18 protein-coding genes and 1 tRNA gene are annotated in these 16,532 nt (G+C 46.5%); 11 read left to right on the top strand and 8 right to left on the bottom strand.

All coding sequences use genetic code 11. The features are described 5' to 3' along the window. Positions 1 to 135 precede the first annotated feature (135 nt). The 6 genes from AAC052_RS27060 (at position 136) to AAC052_RS27035 (ending at position 6,756) form a co-directional block, all read left to right on the top strand. The gene (locus tag AAC052_RS27060; protein WP_339816247.1) at positions 136 to 1,470 is read left to right on the top strand and encodes a (Fe-S)-binding protein; all 1,335 of its coding nucleotides are present in this window, start codon (positions 136 to 138) and stop codon (positions 1,468 to 1,470) included. A gap of 3 nt (positions 1,471 to 1,473) precedes the next feature. Further along, positions 1,474 to 2,271 (top strand): (Fe-S)-binding protein, encoded by a 798-nt coding sequence (locus AAC052_RS27055; protein WP_317489385.1) that lies wholly within the window; start codon positions 1,474 to 1,476, stop codon positions 2,269 to 2,271. Positions 2,272 to 2,370: 99 nt separating this feature from the next. Next, positions 2,371 to 2,874: a hypothetical protein gene (locus tag AAC052_RS27050; RefSeq protein WP_339816246.1), complete on the top strand. Its 504-nt coding sequence runs from the start codon at positions 2,371 to 2,373 to the stop codon at positions 2,872 to 2,874. A 55-nt stretch (positions 2,875 to 2,929) separates the two neighbouring features. Beyond that, positions 2,930 to 4,948: an OmpA family protein gene (locus AAC052_RS27045; protein ID WP_339816245.1), complete on the top strand. Its 2,019-nt coding sequence runs from the start codon at positions 2,930 to 2,932 to the stop codon at positions 4,946 to 4,948. Further along, positions 4,948 to 5,496, top strand: a complete 549-nt coding sequence (locus AAC052_RS27040; RefSeq protein WP_339816244.1) for a 2'-5' RNA ligase family protein — start codon at positions 4,948 to 4,950, stop codon at positions 5,494 to 5,496. Before AAC052_RS27045 ends, AAC052_RS27040 begins: the two co-directional genes overlap by 1 nt. Before the next feature lie 87 nt (positions 5,497 to 5,583). Then, a complete protein-coding gene (locus AAC052_RS27035; protein ID WP_339816243.1) occupies positions 5,584 to 6,756 on the top strand; it encodes an AIR synthase related protein in 1,173 nt (390 codons plus the stop codon). On the opposite strand, the gene AAC052_RS27030 is transcribed toward AAC052_RS27035, so the two are convergent. From AAC052_RS27030 to era, 6 genes are all read right to left on the bottom strand, one after another. Beyond that, complete coding sequence (locus AAC052_RS27030) at positions 6,753 to 7,763, bottom strand: 1-acyl-sn-glycerol-3-phosphate acyltransferase (protein ID WP_339816242.1); 1,011 nt, start codon at positions 7,761 to 7,763, stop codon at positions 6,753 to 6,755. The two genes, AAC052_RS27035 and AAC052_RS27030, sit on opposite strands and share 4 nt — an antisense overlap. Positions 7,764 to 7,778: 15 nt before the next feature. Further along, positions 7,779 to 8,672, bottom strand: a complete 894-nt coding sequence (locus tag AAC052_RS27025) for a bile acid:sodium symporter family protein (protein ID WP_339816241.1) — start codon at positions 8,670 to 8,672, stop codon at positions 7,779 to 7,781. 78 nt (positions 8,673 to 8,750) lie between these two features. Next, the gene (locus AAC052_RS27020; protein ID WP_339816240.1) at positions 8,751 to 9,578 is read right to left on the bottom strand and encodes a hypothetical protein; all 828 of its coding nucleotides are present in this window, start codon (positions 9,576 to 9,578) and stop codon (positions 8,751 to 8,753) included. Next, the gene (locus tag AAC052_RS27015; RefSeq protein ID WP_339816239.1) at positions 9,575 to 10,393 is read right to left on the bottom strand and encodes a hypothetical protein; all 819 of its coding nucleotides are present in this window, start codon (positions 10,391 to 10,393) and stop codon (positions 9,575 to 9,577) included. Before AAC052_RS27015 ends, AAC052_RS27020 begins: the two co-directional genes overlap by 4 nt. A 2-nt stretch (positions 10,394 to 10,395) precedes the next feature. Next, on the bottom strand, positions 10,396 to 11,220 hold the full coding sequence (locus AAC052_RS27010) for a hypothetical protein (protein ID WP_339816238.1): 825 nt from the start codon (positions 11,218 to 11,220) through the stop codon (positions 10,396 to 10,398). 203 nt (positions 11,221 to 11,423) lie between these two features. Beyond that, positions 11,424 to 12,338 (bottom strand): GTPase Era, encoded by a 915-nt coding sequence (era, locus tag AAC052_RS27005; protein WP_339816237.1) that lies wholly within the window; start codon positions 12,336 to 12,338, stop codon positions 11,424 to 11,426. A gap of 77 nt (positions 12,339 to 12,415) precedes the next feature. Between era and AAC052_RS27000 the strand changes: the two genes are divergently transcribed. The 5 genes from AAC052_RS27000 (at position 12,416) to AAC052_RS26980 (ending at position 15,745) form a co-directional block, all read left to right on the top strand. Further along, positions 12,416 to 12,488: transfer RNA gene (locus tag AAC052_RS27000), tRNA-Met, on the top strand. 173 nt (positions 12,489 to 12,661) lie between these two features. Next, positions 12,662 to 13,972, top strand: coding sequence for a ribosome biogenesis GTPase Der (der, locus tag AAC052_RS26995; protein ID WP_151996218.1), 1,311 nt, complete (start codon positions 12,662 to 12,664; stop codon positions 13,970 to 13,972). A 14-nt stretch (positions 13,973 to 13,986) separates the two neighbouring features. Then, on the top strand, positions 13,987 to 14,340 hold the full coding sequence (locus tag AAC052_RS26990) for a hypothetical protein (protein ID WP_317489396.1): 354 nt from the start codon (positions 13,987 to 13,989) through the stop codon (positions 14,338 to 14,340). Positions 14,341 to 14,346: 6 nt separating this feature from the next. Further along, positions 14,347 to 14,961 (top strand): SprT-like domain-containing protein, encoded by a 615-nt coding sequence (locus AAC052_RS26985; protein WP_317489397.1) that lies wholly within the window; start codon positions 14,347 to 14,349, stop codon positions 14,959 to 14,961. An 85-nt stretch (positions 14,962 to 15,046) separates the two neighbouring features. Further along, positions 15,047 to 15,745, top strand: a complete 699-nt coding sequence (locus AAC052_RS26980; protein ID WP_317489398.1) for a DUF2490 domain-containing protein — start codon at positions 15,047 to 15,049, stop codon at positions 15,743 to 15,745. 144 nt (positions 15,746 to 15,889) lie between these two features. Here AAC052_RS26980 and AAC052_RS26975 read toward each other — a convergent pair whose 3' ends face one another. Then, positions 15,890 to 16,249 carry a DUF5615 family PIN-like protein gene (locus AAC052_RS26975; RefSeq protein ID WP_317489399.1) on the bottom strand — a complete coding sequence of 120 codons (360 nt, stop codon included), beginning with the start codon at positions 16,247 to 16,249 and terminating at the stop codon, positions 15,890 to 15,892. Position 16,250: 1 nt separating this feature from the next. Further along, positions 16,251 to 16,487 carry a DUF433 domain-containing protein gene (locus AAC052_RS26970; RefSeq protein WP_317492390.1) on the bottom strand — a complete coding sequence of 79 codons (237 nt, stop codon included), beginning with the start codon at positions 16,485 to 16,487 and terminating at the stop codon, positions 16,251 to 16,253. Between the last annotated feature and the right edge of the window lie 45 nt (positions 16,488 to 16,532).

The raw sequence follows: 16,532 nt of genomic DNA, 5'->3' as shown, positions 1-16,532 counted from the left end.
CCGACTCACGGATTTTCAGTCCGATGCTCTACCAACTGAGCTACAGCACCCTCAGAAATGAGAATGCAAAAGTATGGATTAAATGATTTGATCCAAAAACATTTTGAAAAATAAAGGAAACTAGCGACAAAGAACATGACCTACCTTCCGCAAATTGCTTTTTTAGCTATTCTGGCCGTTGCGGGCTTTATGCTTTTCGGTCGAATACGACAGATAAGAAAAAATATTTTATTGGGAAGATCCATTGACAGATCTGATCGCAAGAGTGAAAGATGGAAAACCATGCTGCTTGTGGCTTTCGGTCAAAGGAAAATGTTTAAACGTTTTATTCCTGCCTTTTTTCACTTCTTTATTTATGCGGGCTTTCTCATTATCAATCTGGAGGTGCTGGAGTTTGTGCTCGACGGTATATTGGGAACGCACAGGCTGTTTGCTCCTTTGCTCGGCAGCATTTATGGTGGGGCAATTAATTTTTTCGAATTTCTTGCGCTGGCAGTTTTAGTTGCTTGTGTTGTCTTTTTGATAAGGAGAAATATTTTGAGAGTGCCAAGATTCACAAAGCCCGAAATGAAGGGGTGGCCGGCACTGGACGGCAATCTTATTTTGGTAATCGAAAGCATCCTGATGCTAGCCATTCTTACTATGAATGCCACCGATCAGCTGCTGCAAGAGCAAATGCCGGAAGCCTATCATCAAACAGGCAACCTCTACATCAGCTCTGTGCTTATTCCATTATTCAATGGACTGAGCACCGGCACGTTGGTAGTTGTTGAGCGATTTGCCTGGTGGTTTCACATCATTGGCATTCTTGGTTTCGCTATTTATGTTACTTACTCAAAGCACCTGCACATTTTCATGGCGTTCCCGAACACATGGTACTCCAACCTGAATGCGAAAGGGAAGTTTGAGAATATGGAAACGGTAACCAATGAGGTGAAGATGATGCTCGGCATTCAGTCGGACCAGGCCGCACCACCAGCTGAGGTAGGGAGATTTGGCGCTAAAGACGTGGTCGACTTGAGCTGGAAGAATCTGATGGACGCCTACGCTTGTACCGAATGTGGTCGTTGCACCTCTGAATGCCCAGCCAACATAACCGGTAAAAAGCTTTCACCCCGTAAAATCATGATGGACACGAGGGATCGGGTGGAAGAGTACGGGAGCTTTCTTGCTAAAGGTGGCGAGCCTGGGACAGATGGCAAGTCGCTTCTGGGTGACCATATCTCCAAAGAAGAGATTAACGCTTGCACCACATGCAATGCCTGCACTGAAGCCTGTCCGGTTAATATTGACCCTTTGAATATCATCGTACAGATGCGCCAGTATGTAGCCATGGAAGAATCGGGCTCGCCAGCATCCTGGAATACGATGTTTTCAAATATCGAGAATAATTTTGCCCCCTGGAAGTTTCCTCCCTCCGACCGGTTCAAGTGGGCCGACGAGCTGAAACAAGAACCTTCAAACGACTAAGCAATGGAGTATAAGATAGCAACCATGGCCGAAATGGCCGCAAAAGGAGAGTCTCCCGAAGTGTTGTTTTGGGTAGGCTGTGCCGGATCTTTTGATGACCGTTACAAGAGAGTGACAACCGCCTTTGTTAAAATCCTAAACCATGCCGGGATAAAATTTGCAGTTCTGGGCCAGGAGGAGGCATGCACAGGTGATCCGGCTAAGCGTGCGGGAAATGAGTTTTTGTTTCAAATGCAGGCCATGGCCAACATTCAGGTGCTCAATGGCTATGAAATAAAAAAGATAGTGACGGCCTGCCCTCACTGTTTCAATACGTTGAAGAATGAATACCCCAGCCTTGGTGGCGATTACGAGGTGATCCACCACTCTACTTACCTTCAGCAACTTATCAGTGAAGGCAGAGTGAAAGTAGCTGGCGGGGCCTTTAAGGGCAAAAAGATTACTTATCACGACAGCTGTTATCTTGGTCGGGCCAATCAGGTGTATGAAGCGCCTAGAGAGGTGATTTCCGCTCTTGATGCTGACCTGGTAGAAATGAAGAGATGCAGGACCACCGGCCTTTGCTGCGGTGCCGGAGGAGCGCAAATGTTTAAGGACGCTGAAAAAGGGAACAAGGAAATTAATATTGAACGAACGGAGGAGGCGCTGTCAACCGGTGCGGAGGTAATAGCCGCCGCTTGTCCGTTCTGCATGACTATGCTGTCGGATGGGGTGAAGAACAAGGAAAAGGAAAGCCAGGTGAGGGTGCTTGATCTGGCAGAGCTTATTCTGGCATCAAATGCTGACCTGTCAAATTCGTAGGTGATTGGAACTTTAGTTTTATTGTAATTATTAGTAATAGCAACGGCTCGATTAGTTCATATAGCCCCGGGCTTTTATATTTACTAAAAATTATAAGGCATGTTTATTCCTTTTGATCAAATGGAGGACACCAGCAGGCTGTGGGTGTACCAATGCAATAGATTCCTTACCGACGAAGAAGTGGAATGGCTTTCCGGTTCGCTTACATCATTTCTTGATTCTTGGAAGGCCCATAACCAGCCGCTTACGAGTTCTTTCATCATAGAAAATAAAGTATTTGTCATCATCGCAGTCGACGAATCGTCTTCTGGCGCTTCAGGTTGCAGTATTGATACGTCAGTTCACGAACTCCAGGTGCTTCAGGAAAAACTTAAAGTAGACTTTTTTACAAGAGACACTGTGATTTTTAAAAACGGTCAATCTCTGGAAAGGGTTAAGCTGCAAGAAATAAAGCCAAAGGTAGCGGGAGGTGAGCTAGAGGCCGATTCTCGGGTATTCAACACACTGATAAGTACAAAGCAAGACCTGAAAACGAATTGGGTGGTGCCGGCTGGAGACACCTGGTTGAAACGTTATTTTAAAACTACGCATACCTTTCAATAGGGACATTCGTTAAATTGAGTGTTTGAAGGTTGTACCTCGTTTAATAGTAGTTGTTATGAGAAACACCTGTTTGGGACTAGTATTGGGATTGTTTTTTCTGGCTGGATGCAGTGTTTCCAAAAAAGCAGAAAAGTCATACGCCAATGCGGAATATGACGTTGCTATCAACCAGTATCAAACACTGGTGAAGAAAAACCCACGGGATCCGGATCTAAATTATCGGCTTGCAGAAGCTTACAAGAAGTCTAACAAAATTGGACAGGGGATGCCCTATTACCGGGCGGCTATTCAGAATGGCATCGATGACGAAATGGCCTGGTTTGAATATGCTCAGTCCCTGAAAGCTGTAGGGAAATATGAGGATGCTAAAGATGCGTTAAACGACTATTTGCTGAAAGCCTCAACGCCATCTATCAAGAAGCTTGCGGAAGATGACCTGGCCAGCCTTGAGAAGCTTGATCTTTTAAAAGACAGAGAGTCGTACTACAGGGTAAAAAACCTTGAAACGGTAAATACGCCAGCTGCGGAATATAGCCCAGTGTACAATAAGGGCGATTTGTATTTCACCTCCAACAGAGATGGCGGAAAAGTATACAAGGCCACTGGCACAGGTTTTACGGATATTTACAGTGTGAAAACAAGAGGAGCGGTTGTTGACCTTACTTCGCTCAAAGCACTGGATCCAATTATTAACGACCCGGGAGTAAACGAAGGATCTGTTGCTTTTTCGCCTGATGGCTACACCATGATTTTCGCCAAAGGCAACACGGGAAAAAGCAGTGATGCCGAACAAATTAATTTGTTTTTTACTCGCTACCGAAACGGTCGCTGGTCTACCCCAAGGCCGGTCAACGTCAACGAGCCTTCGTCGTGGGACAGCAGCCCTGCAATGAGCCCCGATGGCACCACGCTATTTTGGGCATCGGACAGGCCCGGCGGACTGGGTGGCAGTGACATCTATTCGGCCACGTTAAACAACCGGGGCAGATGGGTGGACATCAGAAACCTGGGGCCGGAAATCAACACAGCGGGTGACGAAGCATTTCCTTATATGGCGGAAGACGGGTCACTCTATTTTTCCTCCAACGGACATCCTGGGCTTGGTAGCATGGATATTTTTGTGGCGAAGAGGCAGGGAGGAGCTATGAGGGTTGACAACCTTGGGGCACCAGTCAACTCGGAAGGAGACGATTTTGGTTTATTCCTTTTTAACCCTACCAGAGGCTTCTTTTCTTCAAATCGACCTGGCGGAAAGGGCGATGACGACATCTATACCTTTGTCAATGACGACCCTAATCTGAAAATTATCAATTTCCATTTGGCAGGCACAACAGTCACACCAGGGGTTACAGGAACAGATGAGATTCTAGGCAATACCAAAGTGAGGCTTCTGGATGAAAAGGATGATAAGCTGATTAGCGAAACCTTCACCGGTGACGATGGCTCCTTCAATTTTCAGGTTTTTGGGGAAGAAAACTATTATCTGGTAGCCGAAAAGCCAGACTACTTCACCACAAGGATCGACTTTAGCACTGTAGGCAAAACGCCTGACAGAAGCACACTTACTGAGCTGATTACTAACGTAACTTTTGAAACAAAAATCCGGCTCGAGAAAATTATTATGCAGAAGCCGATTGTGTTGGAAAATATCTACTACGATCTGGACAAGGACGACATCAGGGCCGATGCTGCCTTGGAACTTGACAAGCTGGCGCAACTCATGAGAGATAACCCCGAGATTGAAATTGAGCTTGCTTCTCATACAGATGATCGGGCTCCTGATGATTACAACCTTGACCTTTCTGATAGAAGGGCAAGATCAGCGGTTAGATACCTTGTTTCGCAGGGGATAAACGCCTCCCGCATGGTGGCCCGAGGTTATGGAGAAACTCAGTTGATCATCAAAGAAGCACAAACTGAGGAGGAGCATCAGGTCAACCGCCGCACCGAATTTAAAGTGACAAAATACGACAAGTCAAAGTTCATCATAGAAGACGAAGACCAGCCGGGATCGCTGCAGGATGATGAGTTTGACAAGTATTTTAAACGGGGAAATGGAGGAGAACAAGAATAATGGCGTTCGACACTGTAAAGGTATTTTTGCTCCCCACGGAGCCTGTCTATTCTCATATCCAAAAACTCAAGTTCCAGCTCAGGGAGAAAATAGGCAATTATTTTTATTGGGATTATGAACCACACATTTCCCTCATTTATCTAAGAGTTGAACCGGGCCACCTTGAGCCGCTTGTGCAGGCCGTCGAAAAGGTGTTGACAGGAGCTCTTCCGTTCGATATTTCGCTGAATAAAATTACAGCGCCCGGCAGGGGATTTATTTTTGTGGATGTGGAGAAGTCACTTCCTCTAAGGGTATTAACCAATAGTCTTCACCAGGCCTTCAAAGATTATTTGTTGGGAGAGAAACCTCAGCACGAAGATTTTGAAAAATACCTGAGGCACCACATTACCATTGGCAATTACATCAAGGGCGACAACTACGACAAGGCGATTAAGTTCCTTGCCAGTGCGTCTGTTCCCGATGCTTTTGAATGCCGGAAAATTGTTGTCTACAAAGAAGACCCTGAAACGAGGAAGAACATCCTTTTGCGAGAGTTTGCTATCTGATCATAATCCAAAGGCCGTCTTTCTCATGTTTTCAATTAATTGGCTAAAGAGGGCGAACAATTCTTGTGGGTCGCTTATTTTTGTCGGATGAACGAGCGCTACCTGCAAAGAGGTGTGTCGGCCGATAAGGAAGACGTGCACCAGGCAATTTCGAAACTTGACAAAGGTCTTTTTCCCAAAGCATTTTGCAAGATTGTGCCCGACATGCTGGGCAATGACGCTGAATGGTGCAATATCATGCATGCTGATGGCGCCGGCACCAAGTCATCTCTTGCCTATCTTTATTGGAAGGAAACAGGCGACCTGAGTGTTTGGAAGGGTATTGCTCAGGATGCTGTCATAATGAATACCGACGACCTGCTCTGCGTGGGCGCCACGGACAATATTCTTCTTTCCTCGACAATTGGGCGTAATAAGCACAAAGTGCCGGGAGAGGTCATCTCAGCCATCATCAACGGGACGGAGGAAGTTCTGCAGCTATTGAGAGACCATGGTGTGAATATAGCACTGACCGGAGGAGAGACTGCCGACGTTGGCGACCTGGTTCGAACCATCATAGTAGACAGCACGGTAATTGCCAGAATGAAGCGCTCGGACGTTATCACAACAGACGGGATAAAGCCGGGTAATGTGATTGTTGGACTGACGTCTTACGGTCAGGCTACCTATGAAACTGAGTACAATGGAGGCATGGGCAGCAACGGACTCACCTCTGCACGTCACGATGTTTTTGAAAAGGCCTATGCGGACAAGTATCCTGAAAGTTATGATGCTGCAGTAGCACGAGGCCTGGTGTACTCAGGGAAATACAAGCTGACTGACAGGGTAGCGGGCGTGCCGTTGGATATGGGGAAGTTGGTACTTTCGCCCACAAGGACATACGCACCTGTGATGATGGAGGTTTTTAAACACCACCGGGCAGCGATTGATGGAATTGTCCATTGCAGTGGGGGAGCACAAACCAAAGTACTCCACTTTATCACTGAGAATCATGTGGTAAAAAACAACATGTTTGATGTTCCGCCTTTATTCAGGATCATTCAGGAAGAAAGTGGTACGGATTGGAAGGAGATGTACAAAGTGTTCAATATGGGGCATCGGATGGAAATATATACCGATGCTGGTTCAGCGGAGAACATGATTCAAATTGCCAACAGTTTCGGAGTTGATGCGCAAATCATAGGTGAAGTGAAGGCCTCGGCTAGCCCGCTTGTGACGATTTCCAGCGCATATGGCACTTTTGAGTACAGCAAAGCTTAGCTTTTTATCTTCAGGGATAGAATCATAAAAACAACTAATCCGGCTCCCAGCCACCAACTGCCGGAAAGGGCTACAGCGGCGGTGAATACAATCAGGTAATATATCGGGAAGAAGACCATGCCCATTCCGAACTTTACGGCACCAAGAAACTTGTTGTCTTTGATTTTACTTTTCAAAAAACCAGCAAGGAGTGTAAGCACGGGCCAGTGTAAAGCACGTGCAACGGCGTTGATTTTTCTTTTCTTTGGCTTTGGCGCAGGTCTTGAGTCGACGTCTATGTTTCTGAAAAATTCAGGTGACGTTAAATCCACCCCTGAAAGGCCCGCCTCTTCGAACCAAAAATGTTCATTGGCCCGGCTGCCAATCTGGATGATCTCCTGCTCCATACCCTCACTCACCGCTTTGGTAAGTGACAGGAGTCCTTTTTGTTCGCTCTCTTGATAGTCTTTCTTAAAATCGAGCACTTTTATTGGTTTGCCGAACCGCATCTGAAACGCCGTATTGAAATTCCAGTAATGCTCGTAATTCAACCCCACTGGTACAATATAAATTTCCTTTTCAAAGTTGGACTCTTCGGCGGTTTGAAAGGCGATGCGAGCCATTCCTTTTTTAAGTGACCTAAGGTTGTGTGCGCAGATCTGGTCGCCTTCCGGAAACAGTAGCAGACATCCATTACTCCTCAGGAGCTGGCTACAGTTCTTAAACACTTCTTCATTTTTTCCTAGTGTGTCCTTGCCATCACGCTGCCTGTAGACAGGCCACATATGAAAGCCAAAAAGAATTTTTTGTATCAGTCCTTTTTTGAAAACGTCAGAGCGGGTGAGGAAATGAAGTGACCGGGGCTGAAAACAGGCCGGCAGAATAGCATCTAAAAAGGAATTCTGATGATTAGGGGCAAGTATAACAGGAGCATTCCTTGGTAAATTTTCGAGGCCGGAAACCTTGAAATGGCCGTAAAAAAACCATAGAGCGACCCTAACAATTGGCCGAAAAATGAAATAAAGCATGAATATCGTTAAAGTTTAATTGGAACGGGACCACAGGTAACTGACTGTCATCCCGGATACCATGTGCCAGATGCCCCACCAGGCGGCAATCAGCGCCATGCCTCCCAAGCCATCAAAAAAAGTAAATATGAGCAAAAGTCCCAAGCCTGAATTTTGGATTCCTGTTTCAATAGCAATCGTCCGACGATCTGTGGAAGTCAAACCGGATAATCTGGCCAGGGCATAGCCTCCGCCCAGAGCAAGCGCATTATGGATCAATACCAGGATGACAACCAGATAAATGTGTTTATAAAATATTTCGTAGTTAGCGGTAAGTGCTCCAACAACGAATAGTGCAAAGATCCCCAGTGAAACCTTACGAAATACATTGCCATATTTCAGGCACCATTCGGGGGCTTTATGTTTTGCCGTCATGCCAACGAGAAGTGGCACGCCTAGTATAATGAATACAGCGGTAAACACATCTAAAACTGAAAGATCCACTTTGGTCAGCAATCTGGCGGTTGGCTCGTATTGACTGGCCCAGAAAGACAGGTTGATCGGGGTGAAAAGAATAGCCCCTACAGTCGAAAAGGCTGTAAGGGTGACGGACAGCGCCACATTGCCTTTGGCCATGAAAGAGAAAAAATTGGAGACATTGCCGCCAGGGCAGGCCGCTACCATGATCATGCCCAGAGCAATACTTGGGGCCGGTTCCCACGCCAGTATGAGAAGAAAAGTCAGAAGAGGAAGGATGAGGAACTGTGAGATGATACCTACAACGGCCGCTTTCGGGTATTGGGCGATTTTTTTAAAATCTCCCACCGAAAGCTCAATAGCCACGCTGAACATGATGAAGGCCAGCAGAAAGTTAAGACCCCAGGCAGATCCCTGACTAAAATTAAGATGCACACTATCGATCGCTTCCATGTCGTATTTAAGGAAAGCGAAAGATAGGAAGAAAAATGTTTGTTCGGCTGATGAGTCAAATTCAGCTTTTTTTGCTTGCTAGTTTACACGCATAATAAAGGCTAGCACAAGATAAGGTGGCCGGTTGTCGTATTGTTGGCCTCCCCCGGTGGCACCAGCGGATGCTCCTACACCGATTGAGGAGACAGAAAATGTGCCGGTAAATGAAGCTGAGCTTGTGGTGACCGAACTCGTGTTGCTTGGAGAGCCCCCCGGCCCCACCATGCTTTTATTTGTGTTCGGGATAATGGAGCGGTATTCTGTGACAGAATAGGCATGGTCATGAGACAACGTAGCCGCATGCGTATGACCAAGGTCGTTTACCCCATGCGAATGCTTCGGCAGCATGGCCTCGTTAATCATTATGTAGTCAGAGCCCCCACCCGGGCCCTTGGAAGGATAGTCTGAACCACCTGGGTTCAGCCCCACAATAAACCTGCCTCTTAAATCGGGAGTGCCATGTTCACCATCGCAGAGATACCAGCCAGCGGGAAGGGCGCTTGGGTCACCGCTCCACATCACGATGCTTTTGACCGGGAGAAAACCCAATGAATTCCAAACACCATTGGTGCTATTGTATACACTCACGTTATTTCCGTTAGAGTCGTAGTACATCATTCCTGCTTCGGCCGCTAACGGGTGGCTTCTATGGTTGGTGCCGTCGTTGGTTCCGGCAGCGTAGTTGGGCAATAGTACACCTTTGTTTTTTTCCTGAACATCAATGACAACGACGGCCTTTTCGTAAGGCGGGGTTGGCCCAGTGCCTATAAAAAGAAAGTCTGTTGATTCCTGTGCCTTTGAGGAGAAACTTATAAAAATGAAGGCAACGGCACGTAGCCATCGATGAGGTTGAATTCTCTTTTTCATAGCTTCATTATAAAGGCCAATACATAATACGGGGGTCTATTGTCGATGGCTTGACTTGAGCCGGTTTCCCCTACGGAAATCCCTGTGGTCGAACCGCTAACGCCAATGGCCGTTCCTACCTTCGAAGTTGATTTGGGGTTAGCTACCGGGAGATAGTGAAACCCGGCAACAGGTGCAGTGCTGGCGCCTGCGATAGCGCCGGTGCTCTTTTCGGCGTCGCTGACAGAGAAATCGTGATCGTGAGCACCTGGAGTAAAACCTATGCTGTGTTTGTGATCAGATGAGATGGCGTGTGAATGTGAAGGCATTTCGGCCTCCGTAAGTGTGTGAAATGCCCCACCTGCGGTGACGGAGTTCAGCGTGGCATAGTCTCCGCCGCCAGAATAGCCTGCTATAAATTGGCTTCTTAGGTTGGGTGTTGGGATGCCATTTGAGTCCAACTGGCCTTTGAGATCATACTTGTTTCCATCGCAGAGGACCCAACCATCTGGCAAGCTTGAGACATCTCCTCCCCACATGATTACGGTGCCGGAAGGCACGGGAGTGATATCTGTCCAAACGCCCCCCTGGGAGTAGGCAAGGAATCCGGAGGATGTGTTATAGATAAGCAGACCATCGGTGGGGTCAACAATTGATGTAGTAGTTCGTGGTATGAGCACTCCTTTATTGATATTGGAAATCCTTTCTCCTACCTGAAAGGCGGCCGACGGCTCCGGGTTAGTCGTTCCTATGGCTGCGCCTTGTTGGGCGTTGGTGTAGTTGGCCAGGAGACAGGCAAACACAAATATCAGATTAATTTTAGCTGGAAACTTCATGGCTATAATTTCATGATGTAAACAAGAACATAGAAAGGTGGGCGGTTGTCGAAGGCAGCACCCGATCCATTGTTTTGCAGAGAGATATTTGCACTGGCGGGATCCATTGATGCGGTGAAGGAGCCGTTGCCAGTAGTGACGTCATAGTCAACAGTAGTACCACCGTCTCTGTAGGCGATTGTGGAGAGATGATCGTCTGCCCGACCGAAAGTTGCTCCAAAGCTGCTTGAGCTGTAGCTGATAGTGTGCGTATGACTTGTGTTTGCAGGCAGTGTGACGGCATGGTTGTGACCTGGGTCAGTAATGGTGTGAGTGTGGCTTGGCAAGTTATCTACTCCAAGGCCAACTGTTCCAGATCCTCCAGGCGTGCCATTAATAGTCGCATAGTCTCCTGACCCTGAGTAGCCTGCTACGAATTTGCCTCCCAGATTTGGTCTTTCATTGTTACCGTCGCAAATCGCCCACCCTGCCATGTGCTTAACCCCCACGCCTCCGGGAAAGTAGGTAGAAATATCCCCATACCACATCGTAATTGTTCCCGTAGGCACCGGCTTCATTGCCTCCCAGCCGCTGCGGCCGTTATAATAGTAATAGCAGTGTTGTTCGATGTCGTATACAATCAATCCATTGGCGGGGCTGGGTATTGCTGTCCGCTGTCCGGAAGTAAGCCGGGGAAGTAATATGCCCTTGTCTGACCCAATATTCAAAAGCGCATTTTCAGAGCTCAAGGCGTTCCCTATATTAACTTCCTGCCCGTAGAATGTTTGTGGGAAAAAATATATAAATATTATAATACCCGATATGAGGCTATTTTTTCTGGATAGCATTGGTTATTCCTGTTTGAGCAAGTGCTTAAAATAGGAATAATTTATAAAATGGAAAAGTTGATAGTTTTATTATGTTGGATAAGGGCAATCTTTTTCTGTTTGTTGGTAGGAGAGAAAGATTTTTGGGAATCTATTTTTGGTGAATTATGACTGACCTTCGGTAGCTCAAATGCATGGGGGAGAAGTCGTTTTTTGGCTGGGATTCAATCCACATAGCCAAACCTTTTCAATTTGAGCTTATTTTGCCGCCAGTCTTTTTCAACCCTCACATAGGTTTCGAGGTGAACCTGCTTGCCGAAGAATGCTTCCATGTCCTTCCTCGCCTCTATACCCACTTTTTTCAGCGCTAGCCCCCCATGACCAATAATGATCGCCCTTTGCGTGGCTCGCTCAACAAAAATCTCCGCCATCACCCGGATAATTTTTTCTTCCTCTTTGAATGAAGCAATGATTACTTCGCAGCTATAAGGCACCTCCTTTTTATAGTTCAGAAATATTTTCTCTCTGATGATCTCTGAGGCAAAAAACCGCTCGGTTCGGTCTGTCATTTCATCGTCAGGAAAATAGGGCGGATGGACAGGCAGCTTTTCTAATATCTGGTCAAACAGTGGCTCCAGATTGGTCTTGTCGAGGGCGGAGATGCAGAGAATAGGAATATCACCCGAGAACTCTTTGAAGTAGGTTACTTTGTCCTCCAGCTGGCTGCCTTTTGACTTGTCGATTTTGTTGATCACAAAAAGGGCCGGTACACCGCTCTTCCTCAGGAGCTCCAGAATTTCGACGTTGTCGCCATCCATTTTGTCGCCCAGCTCGACAACAAAAAGAATCACATCTGCATCTTCCAGCGACTGGTACACAAAACGCATCATTGCCTCCTGCAATTCATACTGAGGCTTCATTACCCCGGGTGTGTCGGAGTACACAATCTGAAAATCTTTGCCTGTCAGAATGCCAAAAATGCGGTGGCGGGTAGTTTGGGCCTTTGCAGTGATGATGGAGAGGCGCTCACCAATGAGGGCGTTCATGAGGGTAGATTTGCCGACGTTGGGTTTGCCGATGATAGACACAAATCCCGAGCGGAACGCTGGAGATGGCGGTTCAGTAGATTTTTTTGACATTCTTTTGAATTATTCTGTAAAGGTACTTGTTTTTGCTTAAAAGCTGCCTTACATTTGTAGCCCTTTAACAAACATATCGCGGGGTGGAGCAGTTGGTAGCTCGTCGGGCTCATAACCCGAAGGCCACAGGTTCGAGTCCTGTCCCCGCTACTAACAAGGCCTCAGCGCACGCTGAGGCCTTTTTGTTATGCGTTGTTATGGTAGCGAAAAAGCCAGAGGAGCTTTTCTGAATTATTATGACGAATTTTACCAATAGTATTTGTTTTCAGCGGAGCCATCGTGGCTGATTTCCTCATTCATTATTACTAATCTTTTATTTTCCAGTGGCAAATATCGTAGCAATTGTAGGCAGGCCCAACGTGGGCAAATCCACTTTCTTCAACAGACTGATTGAGAAGAAAAAGGCCATTATGGACAACGAACCTGGCGTAACCAGGGATCGCCACTACGGCTATGCCGAGTGGATTGGTAAATATTTTACGGTGATTGATACCGGCGGATATGTGGTGGGGTCGGATGATATTTTCGAATCTGCCATCAGAGAGCAGGTGGTAGAAGCGCTCGAAGAAGCGTCGGTCATTCTATTTATGGTCGACTGCGGCGAGGGAGTTACTCCATGGGACAGGGACTTTGCCAACGTGGTGAGGAGTGTAAACAAGCCTGTACTGCTTGTGGCCAACAAGGCTGATAATACCGAACGAATATTTGCTGCCAATGAATTTTACGAGTTGGGGCTGGGCGAACATATGTTTCCTATTTCTTCCAATAGCGGTTCGGGCACTGGAGAACTGCTTGATGAAGTAGTAAAGCATTTTGAGGAAGATGGGGACGAAGACCCGGGCAAAGACATTCCCCGGATCGCTATTCTTGGAAGGCCCAATGTGGGCAAATCTTCATTCCTAAATATGCTGGTGGGCAAGGACAGAACCATCGTAACTAACGTGGCTGGCACCACCCGTGATGCTATCGACACCCGCTATACCCTTTTTAACAAGGACTTTATTCTGACAGATACCGCTGGTATTCGGAAGAAAGCCAAGGTGAAGGAAGACATTGAATTCTTCTCTGTGCTGCGATCCATTCAGGCCCTTCAGGACAGTGATGTGAGTATTGTCATGATCGATGCAACACTTGGCCTGGAAGCGCAGGATATGAGCATTATCAACCTGGCCCACAAGTACAAAAAGGGCATCATGATCATGGTGAACAAGTGGGACCTGGTAGAGAAGGACGAGAAAACCGCCGACAAGTTTACAAAAGCCATGATAGAAAAGCTTGGCGATATGGCTTATGTGCCCATTATATTCACGTCTGTAGTAACCAAGAAGAGAATTTTTCAGGCGATTGAGCTGGCCATGGAAATCCACGAGAACCGAATAAAAAAGGTTCCGACCTCCAAGCTGAATGATATTATGTTGAAGGAAATAGAAAAATTCCCTCCGCCGTCTGTCAAAAGCAAAATTATCAACATCAAATACATCACGCAGCTTCCGACAAAGACGCCTTCATTCGCCTTTTTCTGTAGCAACCCGCAGTACATCAAAGAATCCTATCAGCGGTATTTGATAAATAAATTGCGTGGTCACTTTGGCTTTACCGGTTCACCCATCACGTTGTTTTTCAGACAGAAATAGGGTAGTTTTATCCTATGAAAAAGTTGTTAGCAATACTTTTTGTCGCTTTCATGATCAGCTCATGCAGCGACCGACGTGATGACAATCGGTTCAGTATAACTGTAGAAGCCAGCACCAACGAAATTGAGGACATCATCAACGAAGCCCTCAACGACGTGGAGGAATCGCTCGACGATGCCATGGATGATGTGGAGGAGATCAGGATCGATCTGGAGGATGGTCTCGACGATATCGTGATCAAAGTAGACGTGTCCGACAGGGATGTGCGGAAGATAAGAGAGCAAATCAGAAAAGAGCTGCGAAGCATCCACCGTGATTTGAAGGATGTGAAGATCACCATTGAAAAAGACTTAGAAGACTTACCTTAAGCCCGCTTGCAGTCACAGTTTGCAGTTTTCGAAAAATACCTGCCGCCAAAGGCTTCCCGGTATTGCTTTGACCTTTGGGTGAAGCATGGATTCACACTAAAGGTGGTCAAAGGCCGCTCCACCAAGCTCGGCGACTTCCGCTTTAATAAGGGCAAGAAGCCCATTATTACAGTCAATCAAGACCTCAACCCCTATGCTTTTACGGTTACCTATCTGCACGAGGTGGCCCACCTGCAAGCTTTTGAAAAGTATGGCCGGCGAATAGCCCCTCATGGTGCTGAGTGGAAAAACACTTTTAAGGAAGTGCTGTTCCCCATCGTAGAAGCGGGAGCATTTCCTGATGAGCTGGGACTGAAGCTCCGCCGCCACCTGGCCAACCCCAAGGCCGCTTCCTGCTCCGACCCTGTCCTCATGATGGCCCTTTCCAGGTACGATGTGCACAAAAGCGGCATATTGCTGGCAGAGCTTGTCATTGGAGAAGAATTCCTGCTTGAATCAAGGCACTTCAAAAAAGAAGGGAAGAAACGTACTCGGTCCATTTGCCTGGAAATGAAGACGGGGCGAAAGTATTTGATTTCGGAAGTAGCGAGGGTGGAAAGGATTGCTTACACCGCCCCTTGAAAAATGGTTGGTTAACGAGAATTTTATTAGGTTATTTAGTAAAGTCGAACCGAGCCACCGCTTTGCGAGAACAACATTTACTAGTATGATGAGAATTATTAGGTCAGCTATCATTTGTGCCCTATTTGTGATGTTTGGCACCAGCCAGGCGCAGGTAAACGAAGATGAGCTTGGTGCGTGGTATATGTATTTTGTTAATACAACCTTTGGCGAAAGTCAGTGGGGGCTACAGGGAGACTTGCAGTACAGGAACTGGGACATGATAGGCGATTTGGAGCAGCTGCTGCTTCGTGGAGGGCTAACATGGTCGCCAAAATCGGCCAATATCACTCTTACAGCTGGTTATGCTAGTATCCATACAGGAGTTTATGGCCCTGAGCAAACTACTTCTGCTGAACATAGAATTTATCAGGAAGCTCTCTTTCCTTCCAAAATAGGTGATCGAATCTTTCTAAACCACCGCCTTAGGTACGAGCAACGCTTTGTGGAGGGGCAGGATTTCCGTACACGATACCGATACAATTTATTTCTCAATATTCCCTTGAACAAAGCAGAGATGGAACCCAAGACCATCTATTTGGCACTATACAACGAGCTCTTTATTAATGGCCAAAGAGAGATAGGAAACGGTCGGTCAGTAGAGCTTTTTGATAGAAATAGAACCTATGGGGCTATTGGCTACCACCTTAAGGCAGGCCCAAGAGTTCAGGTTGGCATTATGCAACAAACTACCGACAACTGGCAAAAAACACAAGTACAGATCAGCCTTCATCACAAGATATAATTGCTTTTGATTCACTCCCCAATCCTCCGCTGAATCTGCTGTTCCACCAATTGGTAGAAGACTTTCGGTGTCAGGGTTCTCCAGTTGGCAATTTGAAGGGTCGTTGAAACTGATACTTGTCTATTTTGTATGTGCTTTCTCGATTTAGTAAGCAGCGATATTGTCCTTTCCCAGCGTAATAAAATAATGACCGTCGTCGAGCAGAGATTTAATGTGGGCTAAATTTTTCCTGAAATAGCTGAGCAATTCTCTATTGGGAGAATTTCCGAGTTGGATAAATAACACTTTTGGAGGAGCGCCTTGCAGCAAGTAATTGTTCTTGAAGTCTTTGTCCTTTGTGATGACAATTCTATTTTCCTCTATTGCGATATCCAGAATACTCCTGTCGTTCATAAATTGACCATTTGGGAAGTCGGCAGCGGTGTGCTTTGAATCGAAACCTCTTTCGTTCAGCAACTCAGACAATAGCGGGGGCAATTGCGTGTCGACAAGAAAACAATGCATGTCACTGTACTACTGGAATGATTGTTCTTGGGTCGGAAATCTTTACGGCATACTCAAGACATGCCTTGATATCATCTTCCTCCAAATATGGATAGTCCTTAAGTATTTCTTCGTGGGTCATGCCCGAAGCCAACAGACTCAACAAGTCTGTGACGGAAAACCGCATGTTTCTGATTGTCGGTTTGCCACCACAAACCTCTGGATTCAGTGTAATTCTATGTAAAAGCGATTTCTCCATGCTACTAATAACAATGATCAATTTACATAAAGTTCTGGATTTTAC

This window comes from uncultured Imperialibacter sp. (assembly GCF_963974565.1).
GTDB classification, from domain to species: domain Bacteria; phylum Bacteroidota; class Bacteroidia; order Cytophagales; family Cyclobacteriaceae; genus Imperialibacter; species Imperialibacter roseus.
This window is presented reverse-complemented; position numbering and strand designations above follow the sequence as displayed.

Coding starts and splice junctions, on each gene's coding strand:
- AAC052_RS27060 (WP_339816247.1), top strand. CDS start 136: ATGACCTACCTTCCGCAAATTGCTTTTTTAGCTATTCTGGCCGTTGCG.
- AAC052_RS27055 (WP_317489385.1), top strand. CDS start 1,474: ATGGAGTATAAGATAGCAACCATGGCCGAAATGGCCGCAAAAGGAGAG.
- AAC052_RS27050 (WP_339816246.1), top strand. CDS start 2,371: ATGTTTATTCCTTTTGATCAAATGGAGGACACCAGCAGGCTGTGGGTG.
- AAC052_RS27045 (WP_339816245.1), top strand. CDS start 2,930: ATGAGAAACACCTGTTTGGGACTAGTATTGGGATTGTTTTTTCTGGCT.
- AAC052_RS27040 (WP_339816244.1), top strand. CDS start 4,948: ATGGCGTTCGACACTGTAAAGGTATTTTTGCTCCCCACGGAGCCTGTC.
- AAC052_RS27035 (WP_339816243.1), top strand. CDS start 5,584: ATGAACGAGCGCTACCTGCAAAGAGGTGTGTCGGCCGATAAGGAAGAC.
- AAC052_RS27030 (WP_339816242.1), bottom strand. CDS start 7,763: ATGCTTTATTTCATTTTTCGGCCAATTGTTAGGGTCGCTCTATGGTTT.
- AAC052_RS27025 (WP_339816241.1), bottom strand. CDS start 8,672: ATGGAAGCGATCGATAGTGTGCATCTTAATTTTAGTCAGGGATCTGCC.
- AAC052_RS27020 (WP_339816240.1), bottom strand. CDS start 9,578: ATGAAAAAGAGAATTCAACCTCATCGATGGCTACGTGCCGTTGCCTTC.
- AAC052_RS27015 (WP_339816239.1), bottom strand. CDS start 10,393: ATGAAGTTTCCAGCTAAAATTAATCTGATATTTGTGTTTGCCTGTCTC.
- AAC052_RS27010 (WP_339816238.1), bottom strand. CDS start 11,220: ATGCTATCCAGAAAAAATAGCCTCATATCGGGTATTATAATATTTATA.
- era (WP_339816237.1), bottom strand. CDS start 12,338: ATGTCAAAAAAATCTACTGAACCGCCATCTCCAGCGTTCCGCTCGGGA.
- AAC052_RS26990 (WP_317489396.1), top strand. CDS start 13,987: ATGAAAAAGTTGTTAGCAATACTTTTTGTCGCTTTCATGATCAGCTCA.
- AAC052_RS26980 (WP_317489398.1), top strand. CDS start 15,047: ATGATGAGAATTATTAGGTCAGCTATCATTTGTGCCCTATTTGTGATG.
- AAC052_RS26975 (WP_317489399.1), bottom strand. CDS start 16,249: ATGCATTGTTTTCTTGTCGACACGCAATTGCCCCCGCTATTGTCTGAG.
- AAC052_RS26970 (WP_317492390.1), bottom strand. CDS start 16,487: ATGGAGAAATCGCTTTTACATAGAATTACACTGAATCCAGAGGTTTGT.